This window comes from Porticoccus hydrocarbonoclasticus MCTG13d (genome assembly GCF_000744735.1).
Classification (GTDB): domain Bacteria; phylum Pseudomonadota; class Gammaproteobacteria; order Pseudomonadales; family Porticoccaceae; genus Porticoccus; species Porticoccus hydrocarbonoclasticus.
Window position 1 is genome coordinate 1,040,401 of the sequence record NZ_JQMM01000001.1, and the last position, 15,964, is coordinate 1,056,364.

Below are 15,964 nucleotides of genomic sequence, written 5' to 3' on the forward strand. Positions count from 1 at the left end.
CACCTGCGATGACCGGCGCAAGTTAAAATCATCACTATGAAGTCATGTTCAGCAACACCCAAGAGGGTACTAACATGCTTCAAACCATCCTGCGGCTCCCTGCCGTCAAACAACAAAGCGGCCTTTCTCGCTCTACTCTTTACCTGCGAATTAGCAAAGGGCTATGGACTAAACCCATCTCATTAGGTGGTCGATCTGTTGGTTGGCCTGCCTCGGAAATTGAAACCCTTAATGCCGCTCGGATCGCCGGTAAAACGGATGATGAGATACGTAAGTTGGTTCTTGCCTTGCAGAAAGAAAGGGAAGAATCCTATCGGCTGTTGCTTTCAGGGGTATCTTCCAGTGGGGTTCTCTGATGGCCAACTACAACCCCAATCTGGCAAAAATTCATCGCAATTACACGGTGGAAGAAGTGGCTTCTCTGTTTGGTATCCACAAAAACACGGTGCGGGGGTGGATCAAGACGGGGATGCCTGTTTGTGATGACAGGCGGCCAACGCTGATTCTTGGGTATGAAATACGTCGTTACCTGCAGCGTACACGTACAGCAGGAAAACAACGTTGCAAACCCTTTGAACTCTATTGCATGCGGTGCCGATCACCCAGGAAGCCTGCTGAGAATATGGTTGATTTCACCCCTATAAATGAGACTACAGGTCGGTTAGTGGGGATTTGTCCCGACTGTGAAACGCTGATGAACCGCTACGCGAACAAGTCCAGTTTGGCCCAGATTCGGCAGCATCTGGAGGTGTGCTTCCCGATAGGTCAAAAACACATAAGCAAGACCAGTTAGTTCCCCGTAAACAGTGACTATGTGTGGAGGTATCAGATGACTAGAAAATATCACCCGGATAATGAGCGGATGAAGCGTAAGTATTTCATCTTTTTGAAAGAGGCGAAGCGTCAGGATGACTCATCGGTTGATGCCGTTGCCAAGGCGATAAGTCGTTTTGAAGCCTATACCAAGTGGCGTGATTTTAAGGCGTTTCACTTTGAGCAGGCGGTTGGATTCAAGGCGCACTTAAACAAGTATCGGAATGAACAGACGGGTTCCAGCTTGAGCAAGGCAACCATGAATTCCGCGTTACGCAGCTTGAAGACCTTTTTTCAATGGCTGGCAATGCAGGCGGGGTATAAGTCCCGTATCAATTACACCGACACGGAGTATTTCAATCTGTCAGATAAGGATACAAGGGTTGCCACGGCAAAACGGAATCGGCCTGTACCAACGCTTGAACAGATTCAGCGGGTAATTGCAGTCATGCCTTCTAATACCGTGCTGGAAAAGCGCAGCAGGGCTTTGGTGGCCTTTACGCTGTTGACGGGTGCCAGGGATAGCGCCATTGCTTCATTTAAGCTGAAGCATGTGGATTTGGCTGCCGGGAGCGTTTTTCAGGATGCTCGGGAGGTTAACACCAAGGCCAGCAAGACCTTCACTACGTACTTTTTCCCGGTTGGTGACGATATTCGGCAGATTGTGGAAGATTGGGTTCACTACCTGAAAAATGAGCTGTTATTCGGTAACGATGACCCGTTATTTCCTAAAACCGAGGTAAAGCCAGGTGCACGGCGTGTCTTTGAGTCGGTTGGTGTTCTGAAAGAGCACTGGAGCAATGCCACCCCCATTCGAAAGGTGTTTAAGGAAGCATTCGAGCAAGCGGGACTGCCTTATTTCAATCCCCACAGCTTTCGCAAGACCTTGGTGCAGTTAGGTGAAAAAACCTGCCGTGGCCCTGAAGAGTTCAAGGCGTGGAGTCAGAATCTTGGCCATGATGGTGTGCTGACGACGTTCTATAGTTATGGCGAAGTGCAGCAATCCCGGCAGTATGAAATATTAAAGGCGCTACGGGAGCCGCGTGCTGATGTTCAGTCTAGTCAGGTTGATGAAATTGCCAGGGCTGTGGCACGCGAAATGAGAGCGCATTCTCTCGCCGAGCTATAGTGCTGGGAGGCTGTAAAAAAGAGGAGGGATTCATTGAAAAAGCCAGCAAGGAAAAATAAGGATAAATTGCCTCCAGCGCCGGAGTTGGCTCCGGAACTGGCTGAGTCACCACCGATTAGTGATGTGTATTTTGCGGAAGAGCATATGCATGAGGTGCTGACCGAGTATTACGGCAAGGAAGAGACTGATAGGGTGAGAAAGCGTATTTATGGGGATAGCAAAAAGCCATGTTCGCAAACTCACATTATTTCCCCTCTCATTTGCTCAATAACTATCTGATGAATGAAGTCGCTCTACCATACGGACTCAAAAACAATGAGCTGGTGCACATCTCTGAGGTAGAAGCAGGGTTGGGATGTGATTGTTTTTGTCCATGTTGCCAGTCCAGGCTTGTTGCAAGGAAAGGCAACGAGAAGAGACATCACTTTGCGCATTATTCGAATGAAGCATGCTCTGGAGGGCTTGAAACGGCTGCTCATCTATTGGCCAAGGATATCTTGAGTAAGGCAGCATACATAGCGCTACCTCCGGTAGAACTATACTTTGAGACTGGTCGGAGGTTGTTGCGTTTATCTGACGCTAGAAAATATAAGATCGACCGCGTGAGGGTGGAGAGTAGCATCGAAAATATAAGGCCTGACCTTATTCTTACGATTGGTGGGCGTGATCTGATTGTTGAAGTGTTTGTAACTCATAAGGTGGATGATGAGAAAGTCAGTCGCATTAAACGACTGGGGGTGTCTGCTATCGAAATAGATTTGAGCCACTCTATTTGGGATGGAACCAGAGAAGATATGTCCTCCTTAGTCGTAGATGAATGGTTTTTTAAGAACTGGATTTTTAATGCTCGAGCTGTTCAGGAGTTCGATCGGTTGATGGGTCTAGCTCTCAAGAAACCCACTATAGTTCGAGGGTTTTCAACGCATGTGGACTTGTGTCCTCTAAAAAAAAGAACATACAAAGGGAGGCCTTATGCGAGCTTTAATGATGACTGTGTAGGCTGCGAGTATCTTTTAGAGGGTATGACTGAAAGAGGCTATATATGCTGTATCGGCCATTTGCCGGATGAGATTTAAGTATTTCTTGATAGGAATAATCACGTCTGAGTGTCTTGTATACGCGAGCTTGGCGCATCTCAGTCCAGAGGTGCTAGATCAAGGTCGGTGCTGAAATTACCCATTGACGACGGAGAGGGCTGCTGTACCGGTGAGGCTCATATTTCCGGTGGCGGCCTTTTCGATATGTTCGCTCCACCAAGTCATGACGGGAATACGACGTTCAATGTATTGGGCGCGGTTATAGGCGTTTCGCACTTCATTTTTTCCGGTATGGGCCAGTGCTGCTTCAATGACTTCTGGGTCAAAGCCCTGTTCATTGAGCGTGGTGCTGGCTAAAGCTCTCATGCCATGTGCTACCAGTTGCTTGTCGAAGCCCATGCGCTTTAGCGCCATATTAGCGGTTTGCGGGTGTGTGTGGGTTCGGAGATTTCTGTCAGAGGGGAATACAAACTCACTGCAGCCACTGATGGGTTTCATCAATTCCAGTAAGCCGACGGTTTGCCGCGTCAACGGGACAGTGTGAGCTTTCTTCTTTTTCATTCGTTCAGCAGGGATATGCCAAAGCTGGTTCTCCAGGTCAATTTCATCCCAGCGAGTACCGGCAGCTTCGCCAGGGCGCATCATCGTATGTAGTTGCCATTCGATCAAACAGCGAGTGGTTAGTTTGATGCTGGCCAAGGATAGGGCCTTCATCAATTCTGGGAGCTGGCTGGGGGCGAGTGTGGGCTGGTGTTGTTTGTCAGGTGTTTGAAAGGCTTTGCTAATACCGGAAAGGGGATTGTTTGGGATCACACCCGTGTTGACTGCAAAGGTCATTATTTCATTCAGGCGTTGGCAGAGCCGTTTAACTGTTTCAAGGCTGCCTTTGGCTGCAATGGGCTTGATGGTGGCAATGGCTTTGACGGCAGTTACCTTGTGAATCGGCATTTTTCCCAATGTAGGGAAGATATGCAGCTCCAGTGAACGCCAGGAGTCATTGGCGTGCTCGGGGGTGACGGTGGTTTTTTTGATCTCCAGCCAGTCACTCGCAATTTTCATCAACGTATTGTTGTGGGCCTCTTCATTGGCTTTGGCCAGTTCATCCCGGTGTTCTTTGGGGTCAATGTCCTTTGCCAGTAGCTTTCTGGCCTCTTCTCGTTTGGCGCGTGCGCCCGCTAATGACAGTGTAGGGTATGCCCCAAGGCTGAGACTGGTACGAACCTTGGTGAAGGGTCGGTGGTAATCCAGCAGCCAAATTTTGGAGCCGTTGGGCTTTACGCGAAGCTGTAAGCCACCCCCATCGGAAAGAGAGTAAACCTTGGCCTTAGGCTTTGCCTGACTGACTTCGGTATTGGTGAGGGGCTTGGTTGTACGGGCCATTTTAGTAGTACCGCTTTGGTTGATAAATTGATGGTACTACAATGGGTACTACTAAAAAAGCTGGATTAGATAGGGTTTGTTAGGATGCTATAGGCGTAAAAAAACCCGTAATTCGTTAAAATTACAGGCTTTTTCGGTCTTCTTGGTAAGGTATAAAACCTTGAATTGGTGGAGGCGGCGGGAATTGAACCCGCGTCCGTCAGTCCTCTGCCGAGAGATCTACATGCTTAGTGCAGTCTATTAAATTTAGCGGGTTGCAACCCGACAGACAGGGCGCGCAAACCGCGATTCCGGTGAGTTTTTAACGAATCCACCCCGGACGAGCTTCATCGCGATCATGTGAGATATGACACCTGATAGCCCCGAAAGGCTCCGGACGCACAAGCACGGCTCCGGTCAGATGGCACCCTACCGGGTATTAAGCGGCGAGTGCGTAGTTGTCGTCGTTGGCAACTATAATTTGCGACTTTGGATTTACGAGATTGGTCGCCATCTCGGCATGCACCCAGGGTTTTGTAACCGGCGTCGAATCCAAATCGCCCCCTGAAACTGCTTTGAGTGTTTCTGTTAAAAAACATTGTCTCAATGGAGATCTTACCACAGAGACCATTGGTTCATTAGACTTATTCTGTGGATGAAGTTCACTGACAGGGCGTTAATGATCACCGGGCGCGGCGGACCAGGCGTTGTTTCTGTCGTGCCCAATCACGATTTTTTTCAGTTTCGCGTTTATCGTGTTCTTTTTTGCCCTTGGCGAGAGCGATTTCACACTTCACCAGGTGGTTTTTCCAATACAGTGCGGTGGCTACACAGGTGTAGCCTTTCTGATTGACACCGTTGAACAATTTACCGAGTTCACGCTGATTGAGCAGCAACTTGCGGGTGCGGCCGGGGTCGGTGACGTAGTGGGTGGACACGGTGCCCAATGGGGTGATGTGTGAACCAATCAGATAAGCCTCACCGTCTTTCAGTAATACATAGCTGTCAGTGAGCTGGGCTTTGCCGGCGCGCAGGCTTTTTACTTCCCAGCCCTGCAGAACGAGACCCGCTTCGAATTTTTCCTCGAGCTGGTATTCGTGACGGGCCCGCTTGTTGAGTGCAATGGTGGGGTTTTTTTGAGGGTGTTGGGATTTGTTAGCCATGGGTCGGCATTATAAGGATTGCGCTGGGGTGCGCCTATGGTTTTGTGGCGTTATGCGTGATTGCCTTGGTTTTGTATATCTTGGATTGCCGGTACAATCCGGTCAGTTTTGACAAGGAAATCGCCGATGGCGGAACAACAGCAGCAATCCCCTGCAGAGGTTGATGGGTCTGGATCAGTTCCCGGGGGACACCCTGTCTGGTCCAGCCGCTGGACCTTTGTGCTGGCGGCAACCGGTTCGGCGGTGGGTCTGGGGAATATCTGGAAGTTTCCCTATATTGCCGGTGAAAATGGCGGCGGCGCTTTTGTGCTGGTGTATCTGCTGTGTATTTTACTGGTAGGAATTCCCGTCATGGTGGCGGAGGTCATGCTGGGTCGGCGTGGTCGGCAGAGTCCGATCAATACGATGCGCCGCCTGACCACAGAGGCGGGCCTGGAGCGACACTGGCATGCGATAGGCTGGTTGGGTGTCATAGCCGGATTGATGATTCTTTCCTATTACGCGGTAATTGCCGGGTGGGCGCTCAATTACATTGGGAAGATGGCCAGCGGTGCATTCCAGGGCGCCAGTGCCGACCAGGTTGCCATTATTTTTGCAGACCTGTTGTCCGACCCGAAAGCACTGATTCTGTGGCAGACAGTCTTCATGATTCTGACCCTGTTAGTGGTTATTGGCGGGGTAACCCGCGGGCTTGGTGTTGCGGTAAGGATATTGATGCCGGTGCTGTTTGTACTGCTGCTGATCCTGCTGGTGTTTGGCATTCAGCGAGGGGATTTTGCCCAGGCTGTGAATTTTCTGTTCAGTTTCAACTATGAGGCATTGACCTGGGCGGGGGTTCTGGAGGCCATGGGGCATGCGTTTTTTACCCTCAGTCTGGGGATGGGTGCCATTATGGCCTATGGTGCCTACATGCCTGAGCATGCCCGGATTGGCCGCACCGTGCTTGCCGTCGGTTTTCTGGATACGGTGGTGGCGCTGGTTGCCGGGCTGGCCATATTCCCCATTGTGTTTGCAAATCCGTCGATTGCACCCGGGGCGGGTCCGGGGTTGCTGTTTGTCAGCCTGCCAATCGCATTTGGCAATATGACGGGAGGATTATTATTTGGCAGCCTGTTCTTTGTGCTGGTGACTTTGGCCGCCTGGAGCTCGGCGATCTCGCTGATCGAACCCGCCGTTGCCTATCTCATCGAATCGAAAAAATTTACCCGTATTACCGCGAATCTGCTGCTCGGTGGTATTGCCTGGATTGTTGGGCTGGGGAGTGTTTTATCCTTTAATATCTGGGCAGAAAAGCAGGTTGCGGGGTTTAATTTCTTTGAGTTTATGGATTTTCTGACCTCCAGTGTCATGTTGCCGCTCACCGGTCTATTTATCGCTTTGTTTGCGGGCTGGTTGATGAGACCGGAAACCGTGCGGAGTGAGCTCGCGGATGAGTCGGGTCGGGTCTTCGCGAGCTGGTACTGGATATTGCGATATGTTTCGCCAATAGCCGTGGGGATCATTTTTGTGATGGGCCTCTACAAGACATTTTCCTGATGCTGACAACCATAAAACGCAGTGCGCTGGTGATGTTCTCCGCTGAGCAAATGTATGATCTGGTCAATGATGTGAACAGTTACCCACGCTATATGGAGGGCTGTGTCGGAGCCGATATATTAGAGCTGTCGGAGGACGGTATGGTGGCCAGACTAGACTTGAAAAAAGGGGGCATCGGTTACAGTTTTACCACTCGAAATACTCTGAAAAAACCCGAGCAGATTACCATGAGCCTTGAGCAGGGGCCTTTTAAAAAGTTGTCCGGTGAGTGGCACTTCAAACCATTGACGGCAAATGCCTGCAAAGTGATGCTCGACCTGGAATTTGAATTTAATAGTCTGTCGGTAGGACTTGCCTCCACCAGCCTGTTTACCTCTGTGGCGAACAATCTGGTAGATTCGTTGGCAAGGCGTGCTCAGGAGGTCTACGGTCCGTGAAAGATATTGAGTTGATTACCGTGGAGGTGGCCTATGCGTTGCCTCATCGTCAGCAACTGCTGGCGCTTAAGGTTGCACCCGGAACCACTGCGTATGAGGCGGTTCGACAGTCCGGAATTGTGCAGCAGTTCCCCGAGATTGATCTGGAAAATGTAAAAATGGGCATCTTTGGGCAGGCCCTGGGCACCAAAGGCCTCAATCCGCCAAAGACCTATGTGTTGGAAGCGGGTGATCGGGTGGAAATTTATCGGCCTCTGACCGTGGATCCCAAAGAGATTCGCAAACGGCGTGCGGCGAAGGCCGGGCAGAGTAATTGATCACTCGGTGCTTTCTATATTCACCGTAGTGGGAATAAAGTCACCTCTGAATCCCACCAGTTGGTCGTTTTCAAAGAAAATCGCCATCCGCTCCCTGACTTCTTCACCGTTACTGGGCGACAGGCTGTAATAATAGTCCCAGCGGTCTTCATTGAAGGTATCTGAAACCAGGGGTGTCCCCATCACAAAACGCACCTGGGACTTGGTCATGCCCGGACGAAGCTGGTCAATCATGTCCTGGGTGATAACATTTCCCTGTTGGATATCGAATTTATGCACATTGGGTAGTTTGGGCATACTGAAATCCGGCATTGAGACACCTGAGCACCCGGCGAGTAACGCGGTCACTGCCAGATAGCAGGTAATTCTTGCAGTAAAATGCATTGGGGGTTCCAGAGTTTTCAGTGAACGGCGATAATACAGAATCAATTGAGTGTATTAAAGAGGCGGTAGCAGAATGAAGGATGAAAACCGGGACTTACGGAAGGCGGGGCTCAAGGTCACCGTACCCCGTCTGAAGATCCTGCAGATTCTTGAGGAAATCAATGAAAGTCATATGAGTGCCGAGGATGTGTACCGCAAATTACTCGAAGCCGGTGACGATGTCAGTATTGCCACGGTATATCGGGTGTTGACTCAGTTCGAGAGTGCCGGCCTGATTACACGCCATAATTTTGACAGCGGTCCGGCAGTTTATGAAATTGATCGGGGTATTCATCACGATCATATGGTGAATGTAGATAGTGGCGATGTGATTGAATTTCAAAGCAGTGAAATTGAAGCGTTGCAGAAAGCGATCGCTACCAAGCATGGGTTCGATCTGGTGGGCCACAATCTGGTGCTCTACGTCAAAGAGGCTAAAAGATAATTGAGGGTTGATTACGCGATTTTGGTCTGATTTCTGCCAGCTTCTTTGGCACGATACATGGCGCTGTCGGCAGCTTTCATGACGCCATCAAAATGCAGGGCGTCCTGTGCATCGGCAACGCCTATACTGACGGTCACCCGGATATTGCCGCGGCGTCGTGAAGCGCCACGTTTCTTTTCGCCGCTGGACTGATAGCGTGGTCGATTTTTGTTGTCCCGGGTGGCCATGTCGTAATTTGCAATATTCTTGCGCAGTTGTTCCAGGTAATCGACGACCTGCTCCCGTGTTTTGCCGCGAAACAGCAGGCAAAACTCCTCTCCCCCAAAGCGGTAGGCTCGTCCGCCCCCACTGACCCGGCGCAGTTGCGCGGCAATGGCACGAAGTACTTGGTCACCCAGGTCGTGACCATATTGATCATTGATGGATTTGAAATGGTCCACATCCACCATCGCCAACGCATAGTGGTTTCCCATGGTGCGTACATCGCGGAGCAGTGCCCGCCGGTTGGGGATCTGGGTCAGTTCGTCCCGGTACACCATGTTGAGCAGGGCCTGGGTCTGGTTGATAATCAACAGTAATCCGGCGGCAGAAAACATGATTGAGGAAATATGCGGTAACTGAAACCATCCCACGGTGATAAAGCTGAAGAACACGCAGCCTGGCAGGCTGCTGTCCAGATACTCCCGGCGAAGCAATGGCAGGATGATGCTGAAGGTATAGACCAGTAGAAACAGTAATCCCGCTGTGGCGGATATCTTCAGGCCGAAAAAAGTACTTTCGTTGATGCCGGGCAGGAGGTGGGAAAACCAGAGGGGTTGCCACTGAAACAGGCTGATGATGATCAGTGCAAAGATTGAGATGAAGGCCGTCAATACCAGAAAAGCCGGGTGTCGCCAGCCGGTGTCGGGGAGAATAATGAACACGCCCAGTATCAGTGGCAGACAAAGTGAGATGAGGCTGAAGATCTGGTTGGCCGGCTCAGCATTCAATGGCGCCTGCAGGAAATGCCGAATCAGCCAGTAGCTGATCAGCATTGTCATGGCCGTACCCAGATTTTTGGATTGGTTTGCCAGTAAAGCCATGAAAGCGGCGAGCCCGCAGACGATGAAGGGCAACTGCTCCAGCAGAGCCCGTTGATCGTTGTTCAATGCGGGGTATTGCCAATAGGTGAAGACTGCCAGCATCAGGCAGAACATCGGGGCGAGCAGGCGAATAATAATTTGTGACATAACTGGCGAGTTGCGTTCGCCTTCCCTGTTCAAAAGATAATCAGTCTAAAAGGTTACGGCTGTTGCGTAAATATCCGGGCGCGAAGGCTATCTAATCATTTGTGGGCCATATGGCTGTGTTCCAGACCCTATAAGAGCAGTGTGTACATGTGGAAATGGTTGAGATTAACAACAGTGTATTTGCTGCTCTTGTCCCCGGTTCCTGCAGTAGCAGACCGTTTTTGTTGGTTGCTGGCTGAAACCTATTACGAGCAACTCTACTGTGAAGTGCAGGCTGCGGGTCAGGGGGCTGACTTACCTTCATTGCTGGACTTCCGGCGTAACAACGACAAAATTCAGGCTCTGTTGCTCAGGCGGCCTGCAGCCAGAGCCGGTATTGACGTTGCCGTGCCAGCCGATACCCGACTGCCTGTGCCGGAGATCGTTGAGGCAGCAGAGCCCCTCAAGATCGACAACGGACTGGATGGCTGTCAACTCGATCATCAGTGGTTGACTTGCGAGGGAGTTCGCTACGTGCTGGTGAGCAATCTGGCCAATAGCAGGCTGGCGGGAGGTGTGCTCAAACCATCGAATAAAATGCGCATACCGGCATTTCGCGGGGCAATGGATGATGGGATCGCCCGAGCTGACTACTTGGCGGCGGCCTATCGACAATATTTGGAGAAAATGATGGAAATCGGCCTTGGCGGGTCGACGTTTTCCTATGCGAAATTTGTCTATCTGTTTGATGATGTAATAGCAAAGGGTGTGGATTTTGCGCAGCGCTTTGAAACGATGTTTGGTTTTCTGAAGGAGGATAAGCAGCGTCTGGCTGTTAACGAGTCGCAGCCAGACTCACTGGCGCTGCAGCCAGGACAGTGTGATCGGTTTGGGCGTCAGCTGGTGGTGTGCAATAACGGCAGAAAGAATTATCTGTTTCGCCGACAGGATTAGTCGATCCGCTCTGCGCGTCCGTGTTCGATCACCCGCGAAGGTTTGGCAGACAATACCCGGTATGCCTTAAGCATATTAAATACGGCGTGGCCAAGGTGCTGTTCTGCCATGGCCAGTTCGCGGGCGGTGATCATCTCGCGCTCGTGATTGCTCAGGTTGGCGGGGTCGCCGCCGAGTTCTGTATCAATGCGTTGCATTAGCTGATCGATAAACAGTTGGCTGTCTCCGCAGGACTGGTGTAAGCCGTCGGCATATTGTTTCACTGTTCCGGGGAGGTCGCGCATTGCCTGAAAAGAGGCTTTTGTATTTCGTATAGCCAGTCTGGCCGGCAACATGCTCAGGTTAAAGCTCGCTGATAAAAACTGGTGGATCATAACTGGCTCCTTCCGGGTTTCTTTGCGGAAATGTCAGTATAGCAGAGGTCTGCGGTCGACAATCCGCGGGTCTACCTCAAAAGGAATTACACGTGATTGGTTCATGCGGCGATACGTTGGAGCGGCCAGCTTGTCACTTGAATGTTTTGCGAGGTCATTAATCGGGTTAGCCGATCATCGAAGCGGCGGCAATGAGCAATAGCATGACGCCAACGCCTATCAGTACCAATTTTCCGACTCTGGCCAGTGTTTCTGTATCTTCTCTCTGCACGGTAACGCCCTCTTATTATGGAGAAAGGGCCCAGCATAGCGGTTTGAATGCTTGAATTTATTGATCTGTATCAAGCAGTTTGTTCACCCAATTGTAGCATTTCCCTGGCATGACTGAGGCTGGTATCAGTCGTTCTTGCACCTCCGAGCATGCGTGCGATTTCATTGGTGCGGTCAGCACCTGAAAGCGACCGGATACCGCTGTTGGCAGAATGTTCGCCGGTGGTTTTTGTTACCAGCAGGTGGTGGTGAGCGCAGGCGGCAACCTGTGGCAGATGCGTTACGCAAATAACCTGTCCCTGCCCTCCGAGCTGGCGTAACAGTTTGCCTACCACATCTGCGGTGGCGCCACCAATGCCCACATCCACCTCGTCGAAAACCAGGGTGGGGACCGCCGAATGGTTTGCAGCGATAACCTGGATAGCCAAACTGATTCGTGAAAGCTCGCCACCAGATGCGACTTTGGCAAGGGGTCTTGGCGGTTCACCGGGATTGGTGGTGATCAGAAATTCGATGGTCTCCATGCCGTTGGCTGTTAATTGCCCCGATTTGACCGGGGTAAGTTGAGGTATGAATTTTGTGCCATCCATCGAAAGTGCCGAAAACTGCTGTTCAACCAGTGCAGAAAATACAGTTGCCGCGGCTGTTCGGCGGGCCGTGAGATTTTCTGCCAGCGAGAGGTACTGGTCGGAGAGGGTGGCGGCCTGTTGTCGAAGTTTTTCAATACTACCCTCGCCACCGGCAAGATTGTCCAGTTCTTCCTGTAGCGCCAGACGTTTGGCCGTTAGCTCTGGTGGGTCGATGCGGTGTTTGCGCGCCAACTGATAGATGGCGCTCAAGCGTGTTTCCAGTTGCAGTAGCCGCTCCGGGTCCAGTTCGAATTTGTCCAGATGTTGCTGGATTTCACGGCTGGCTTCCGCCACTTCAATGGCCGCACTGTTCAGCAGATTTTCTGCCTCAATCAGCTCAGCAGGTTTGCCGGGCATGTTGGCCAGCAACTGTAAGGCCTTGCCTAGGCTGTCTTGCAAGTTGAAGTCTTCTGCTTCACAGCAGAGCTGTAACAACGACCCGCTGTCCCTGAGTATGGCCTCTGCATTTCCCAATTGCTGTTGCTGGTGTTCCAGCTGTTCCAGCTCACCTTCTGCCAGGGACAGTTCATCCAGTTCCGATAACTGAAATGTGAGCAGTTCCCGTCTGGCATTCAGTTCGTCTGAGGCGTTCTCCAGCTTATCCAGCAGCTGTGTTGTGGTCGCCCACTGTTGATAAATCTGTCGCAACTCGCCAGCCAGCTCCGAACATCCGGCAAAGCTGTCCAGTATTTTGTGATGGGTCTCCCTGCGCAACAGGGACTGGTGTTCATGCTGGCTGTGAATGTCGATCAGCATCTCGCCAAGCTCACGCAGCTGCTGCATGGTGGCGGCCTGGCCATTGATGTAGCCCCGGGATCGGCCTTCGCGGGTCAACAGCCTCCGCAATAATACTTCGTCACCGTTTTCGGCAAAATCGTTATCGATCAACCACTGTCGGGCCGCTACAATCTCTGTCAGATCAAATAATGCTGAGACCTCGGCGCGTTCCTGGCCCTGGCGAATCCGATCTGTATCGGCGCGATCTCCCAGCGCCATTGCCAGGGCGTCGAGCACCAGGGACTTGCCTGCGCCGGTTTCGCCGGTCAATGCTGTCATGCCGACACCGAAATCCACTTCGAGGGATTCCACCAGCGTGAAATGTTTGACTGTCAGGGTAGTAAGCACCAGTAATGCCTGTTTGTGTGAAGTGACATCAGAAGAACAATGTTATACACAATTTTTAAGCGCGTCTGCCCTTGAAACATGGGGCAATGGCCCAATATAGCGGGTTGAAGCAAAGTCCTGAAGCAGCGTATTCAATAGAAGAAGGGAGATGTTGCGTGTCAACAGAACAAAATCATCAGGAGCCGGATCCACAGGATCCCGGTTCAGAGGGCGCCGCTGAGTCGCGGCCTGAAGTAGAGCAGTCAGAGGCGCAATCAGCAACCGGCGAGGTTGAACAGTTGACGACCGATCTGGCCAACGCCAAGGACCAGGTGCTGAGAACCCATGCGGAAATGCAGAACCTGCGACGGCGTATGGAGCGCGATGTGGAAAACGCACACAAGTATGCTCTCGAAAAGTTTGTCGGTGAGCTGTTGCCAGTGGTCGATAATCTTGAGCGTTCCATTCAGGCAATGACCGATGTCGGCGATGAGTTCAAAGCGGTCAGTGACGGCATTGAGCTCACCCTAAAGAGCTTCCAGGATGTGCTGGCTCGCTTCAAGGTGGAAGCCATTGATCCCGGTGGTGAGGCGTTTAATCCCGACCTTCATCAGGCGATGAGTATGCTTGAAGTGCCTGATGTAACCCCCAACACCGTCATTGATGTGTTCCAGAAGGGTTACACACTCAATGGTCGGCTGATTCGTCCTGCGATGGTGGTAGTCGCCAAGTTGGCAGCGAATAACACCGGCGAGCCTTGAAATTCCGCAATGCGGGCCAATATACAGACTCAGAAACCAATTTTTACCAGTTTAAGCAAACCCGGAGAAACAGATAATGGGCAAAATAATCGGAATTGACCTCGGCACCACTAATTCCTGTGTGGCTGTACTTGAGGGCGACAAGCCGAAAGTGATCGAAAATGCCGAGGGCACGCGCACCACGCCGTCTATCGTCGCATTTGCCGAAGACAATGAAATTCTGGTGGGCCAGTCAGCCAAACGCCAGGCTGTGACCAATCCCAGCAATACCCTGTTTGCCGTCAAGCGGCTGATTGGTCGTCGTTTTGATGACGATGTAGTGCAGAAAGACATCAAGATGGTGCCCTACAAAATCGTCAAGGCGGACAATGGCGATGCCTGGGTGGAAGTCAAAGGTGACAAAAAAGCGCCGCCGCAGATTTCGGCCGAAGTGCTGAAGAAAATGAAGAAGACGGCAGAAGACTATCTGGGTGAGAAAGTCACCGAGGCCGTCATTACGGTGCCAGCCTATTTTAATGACTCCCAGCGGCAGGCTACCAAGGATGCCGGTCGGATTGCGGGCCTCGATGTCAAGCGCATTATCAATGAGCCAACGGCTGCTGCGCTGGCCTATGGTATGGATCGTGATCCCGGCGACCGCGTTGTGGCTGTCTTCGATCTGGGTGGCGGTACTTTTGATATCTCAATCATTGAGATTGCCGATGTGGATGGTGAACACCAGTTTGAAGTGCTGTCCACAAATGGTGACACATTCCTCGGGGGTGAAGATTTCGACCTGCGATTGATCGAGTACCTGGCCGCCGAGTTCAAAAAGGACAGCGGCATAGACCTGCACAGCGATCCGCTTGCGCTACAACGTCTCAAAGAGGCTGCGGAGAAAGCCAAGATTGAGCTGTCATCCAGTCAGCAAACTGAAGTGAATTTACCCTACATTACTGCCGATGCCACCGGTCCGAAACACCTGGTGGTCAAGCTGACTCGCTCCAAACTCGAGTCTCTGGTGGAAGAGCTGGTTGCCCGTTCCATGGAGCCGGTGAAAATGGCTCTGAAAGACGCCGGAAAATCTGCTTCAGAAATTGATGATGTCATTCTGGTAGGTGGTCAGACCCGGATGCCCATGGTGCAAAAATACGTCACCGATTTCTTCGGCAAAGAACCGCGCAAGGATGTCAACCCCGATGAGGCTGTTGCCGTTGGTGCCGCGATTCAGGCAGCGGTGATGTCCGGTGAAGTAAAAGACGTGCTTCTGCTGGATGTGACACCCCTGACCCTGGGTATTGAAACCATGGGTGGTGTGGCGACACCTCTGATTGAGAAAAACACCACGATCCCGACGAAAAAATCGCAAATTTTCTCAACGGCAGATGATAATCAGCAAGCAGTAACGGTTCACGTAGTTCAGGGTGAGCGCAAGCAGGCAGCCGGCAATAAGTCATTGGGCCGTTTTGATCTGGCTGATATTCCCCCGGCACCTCGCGGCATGCCTCAGATTGAGGTGACTTTTGACATTGATGCAAATGGCATTCTCAATGTTAGTGCCAAAGACAAGGCTACTGGAAAAGAGCAGTCCATTATCATCAAGGCTTGCTCTGGCCTCTCAGATGACGAAATCGACAAAATGGTCAAGGATGCCGAGGCAAATGCCGCCGAGGACAAGAGATTTGAAGAGCTGGTGAGTTCCCGCAATGCTGCGGACGGCCTCGCCCATGCCGCCAGGAAAACGCTGGAAGAAGCGGGCGACAAGGCCAGTGCTGAAGAGAAAGAGGCGATTGAGTCTGCTATCAAGGGCGTGGAAGATGCCGTCAAAAGTGATGACAAGGAGGGAATCGATGCCGCCGCGAACACGCTTTCCGAGGCCTCTGCTGCGCTGGCACAGAAACTTTACGCCGAACAGGCTGAGGCTCAACCTGAGGGGGCAGAGTCGTCCGAGGGCAGCACGTCTGATGACGCAGTGGATGCTGAATTCGAAGAAGTGAAAGACGACAAAAACAAGTAGGGCTTGTCC

18 protein-coding genes and 1 other RNA gene are annotated in these 15,964 nt (G+C 51.6%); 12 read left to right on the plus strand and 7 right to left on the minus strand.

What is annotated here, in order from left to right; translation table 11 throughout:
* Positions 1–74: 74 nt before the first annotated feature.
* The 5 genes from U740_RS04960 to U740_RS04980 are packed head-to-tail and all read left to right on the plus strand — an operon-like array spanning position 75 to position 3,018.
* On the plus strand, positions 75–356 hold the full coding sequence (locus U740_RS04960; RefSeq protein ID WP_036861321.1) for a helix-turn-helix transcriptional regulator: 282 nt from the start codon (positions 75–77) through the stop codon (positions 354–356).
* The gene (locus U740_RS04965) at positions 356–793 is read left to right on the plus strand and encodes a helix-turn-helix domain-containing protein (protein ID WP_036859416.1); all 438 of its coding nucleotides are present in this window, start codon (positions 356–358) and stop codon (positions 791–793) included. Before U740_RS04960 ends, U740_RS04965 begins: the two co-directional genes overlap by 1 nt.
* 36 nt (positions 794–829) lie before the next feature.
* Positions 830–1,942, plus strand: a complete 1,113-nt coding sequence (locus U740_RS04970) for a tyrosine-type recombinase/integrase (protein WP_036859419.1) — start codon at positions 830–832, stop codon at positions 1,940–1,942.
* A 33-nt stretch (positions 1,943–1,975) separates the two neighbouring features.
* The gene (locus U740_RS04975) at positions 1,976–2,221 is read left to right on the plus strand and encodes a hypothetical protein (protein ID WP_036859421.1); all 246 of its coding nucleotides are present in this window, start codon (positions 1,976–1,978) and stop codon (positions 2,219–2,221) included.
* Positions 2,221–3,018, plus strand: coding sequence for a competence protein CoiA family protein (locus U740_RS04980; protein WP_160172048.1), 798 nt, complete (start codon positions 2,221–2,223; stop codon positions 3,016–3,018). Before U740_RS04975 ends, U740_RS04980 begins: the two co-directional genes overlap by 1 nt.
* A gap of 96 nt (positions 3,019–3,114) precedes the next feature.
* Here U740_RS04980 and U740_RS04985 read toward each other — a convergent pair whose 3' ends face one another.
* The 3 genes from U740_RS04985 to smpB all read right to left on the minus strand — a co-directional run bounded on the left by U740_RS04985 (position 3,115) and on the right by smpB (position 5,501).
* On the minus strand, positions 3,115–4,359 hold the full coding sequence (locus U740_RS04985) for an integrase domain-containing protein (protein WP_036859426.1): 1,245 nt from the start codon (positions 4,357–4,359) through the stop codon (positions 3,115–3,117).
* Between the two features lie 166 nt (positions 4,360–4,525).
* Positions 4,526–4,903, minus strand: a transfer-messenger RNA (tmRNA) gene (gene ssrA, locus U740_RS11995).
* A 118-nt stretch (positions 4,904–5,021) separates the two neighbouring features.
* Positions 5,022–5,501 (minus strand): SsrA-binding protein SmpB, encoded by a 480-nt coding sequence (gene smpB, locus U740_RS04990; protein WP_036859428.1) that lies wholly within the window; start codon positions 5,499–5,501, stop codon positions 5,022–5,024.
* Between the two features lie 126 nt (positions 5,502–5,627).
* On the opposite strand from smpB, the gene U740_RS04995 reads away from it, so the two are divergent.
* The 3 genes from U740_RS04995 to U740_RS05005 are packed head-to-tail and all read left to right on the plus strand — an operon-like array spanning position 5,628 to position 7,791.
* Positions 5,628–7,037: a sodium-dependent transporter gene (locus tag U740_RS04995; protein ID WP_081890848.1), complete on the plus strand. Its 1,410-nt coding sequence runs from the start codon at positions 5,628–5,630 to the stop codon at positions 7,035–7,037.
* Positions 7,037–7,474, plus strand: a complete 438-nt coding sequence (locus tag U740_RS05000) for a type II toxin-antitoxin system RatA family toxin (protein WP_036859429.1) — start codon at positions 7,037–7,039, stop codon at positions 7,472–7,474. Before U740_RS04995 ends, U740_RS05000 begins: the two co-directional genes overlap by 1 nt.
* The gene (locus U740_RS05005; RefSeq protein WP_036859432.1) at positions 7,471–7,791 is read left to right on the plus strand and encodes an RnfH family protein; all 321 of its coding nucleotides are present in this window, start codon (positions 7,471–7,473) and stop codon (positions 7,789–7,791) included. Before U740_RS05000 ends, U740_RS05005 begins: the two co-directional genes overlap by 4 nt.
* Here the strand turns inward: U740_RS05005 and U740_RS05010 are convergent, their stop codons facing one another.
* Entirely contained in the window at positions 7,792–8,175 is a 384-nt protein-coding gene (locus U740_RS05010; protein WP_200877047.1) for an outer membrane protein assembly factor BamE, read from the minus strand.
* Between the two features lie 73 nt (positions 8,176–8,248).
* Here U740_RS05010 and fur point away from each other — a divergent pair, with 73 nt between their 5' ends.
* Positions 8,249–8,659 carry a ferric iron uptake transcriptional regulator gene (gene fur, locus U740_RS05015; RefSeq protein WP_036859434.1) on the plus strand — a complete coding sequence of 137 codons (411 nt, stop codon included), beginning with the start codon at positions 8,249–8,251 and terminating at the stop codon, positions 8,657–8,659.
* Positions 8,660–8,670: 11 nt separating this feature from the next.
* Here fur and U740_RS05020 read toward each other — a convergent pair whose 3' ends face one another.
* Entirely contained in the window at positions 8,671–9,888 is a 1,218-nt protein-coding gene (locus U740_RS05020) for a GGDEF domain-containing protein (RefSeq protein ID WP_036859437.1), read from the minus strand.
* Between the two features lie 159 nt (positions 9,889–10,047).
* Between U740_RS05020 and U740_RS05025 the strand changes: the two genes are divergently transcribed.
* Positions 10,048–10,821, plus strand: a complete 774-nt coding sequence (locus tag U740_RS05025; RefSeq protein WP_152556788.1) for a hypothetical protein — start codon at positions 10,048–10,050, stop codon at positions 10,819–10,821.
* Here the strand turns inward: U740_RS05025 and U740_RS05030 are convergent.
* Positions 10,818–11,195, minus strand: coding sequence for a hypothetical protein (locus U740_RS05030; RefSeq protein WP_036859439.1), 378 nt, complete (start codon positions 11,193–11,195; stop codon positions 10,818–10,820). The two genes, U740_RS05025 and U740_RS05030, sit on opposite strands and share 4 nt — an antisense overlap.
* Before the next feature lie 341 nt (positions 11,196–11,536).
* Complete coding sequence (recN, locus tag U740_RS05035) at positions 11,537–13,219, minus strand: DNA repair protein RecN (protein ID WP_036859440.1); 1,683 nt, start codon at positions 13,217–13,219, stop codon at positions 11,537–11,539.
* A 155-nt stretch (positions 13,220–13,374) separates the two neighbouring features.
* Between recN and grpE the strand changes: the two genes are divergently transcribed.
* Complete coding sequence (grpE, locus tag U740_RS05040; RefSeq protein WP_036859442.1) at positions 13,375–13,959, plus strand: nucleotide exchange factor GrpE; 585 nt, start codon at positions 13,375–13,377, stop codon at positions 13,957–13,959.
* 76 nt (positions 13,960–14,035) lie between these two features.
* Positions 14,036–15,955, plus strand: a complete 1,920-nt coding sequence (gene dnaK / locus U740_RS05045; RefSeq protein ID WP_036859444.1) for a molecular chaperone DnaK — start codon at positions 14,036–14,038, stop codon at positions 15,953–15,955.
* Positions 15,956–15,964 lie beyond the last annotated feature (9 nt).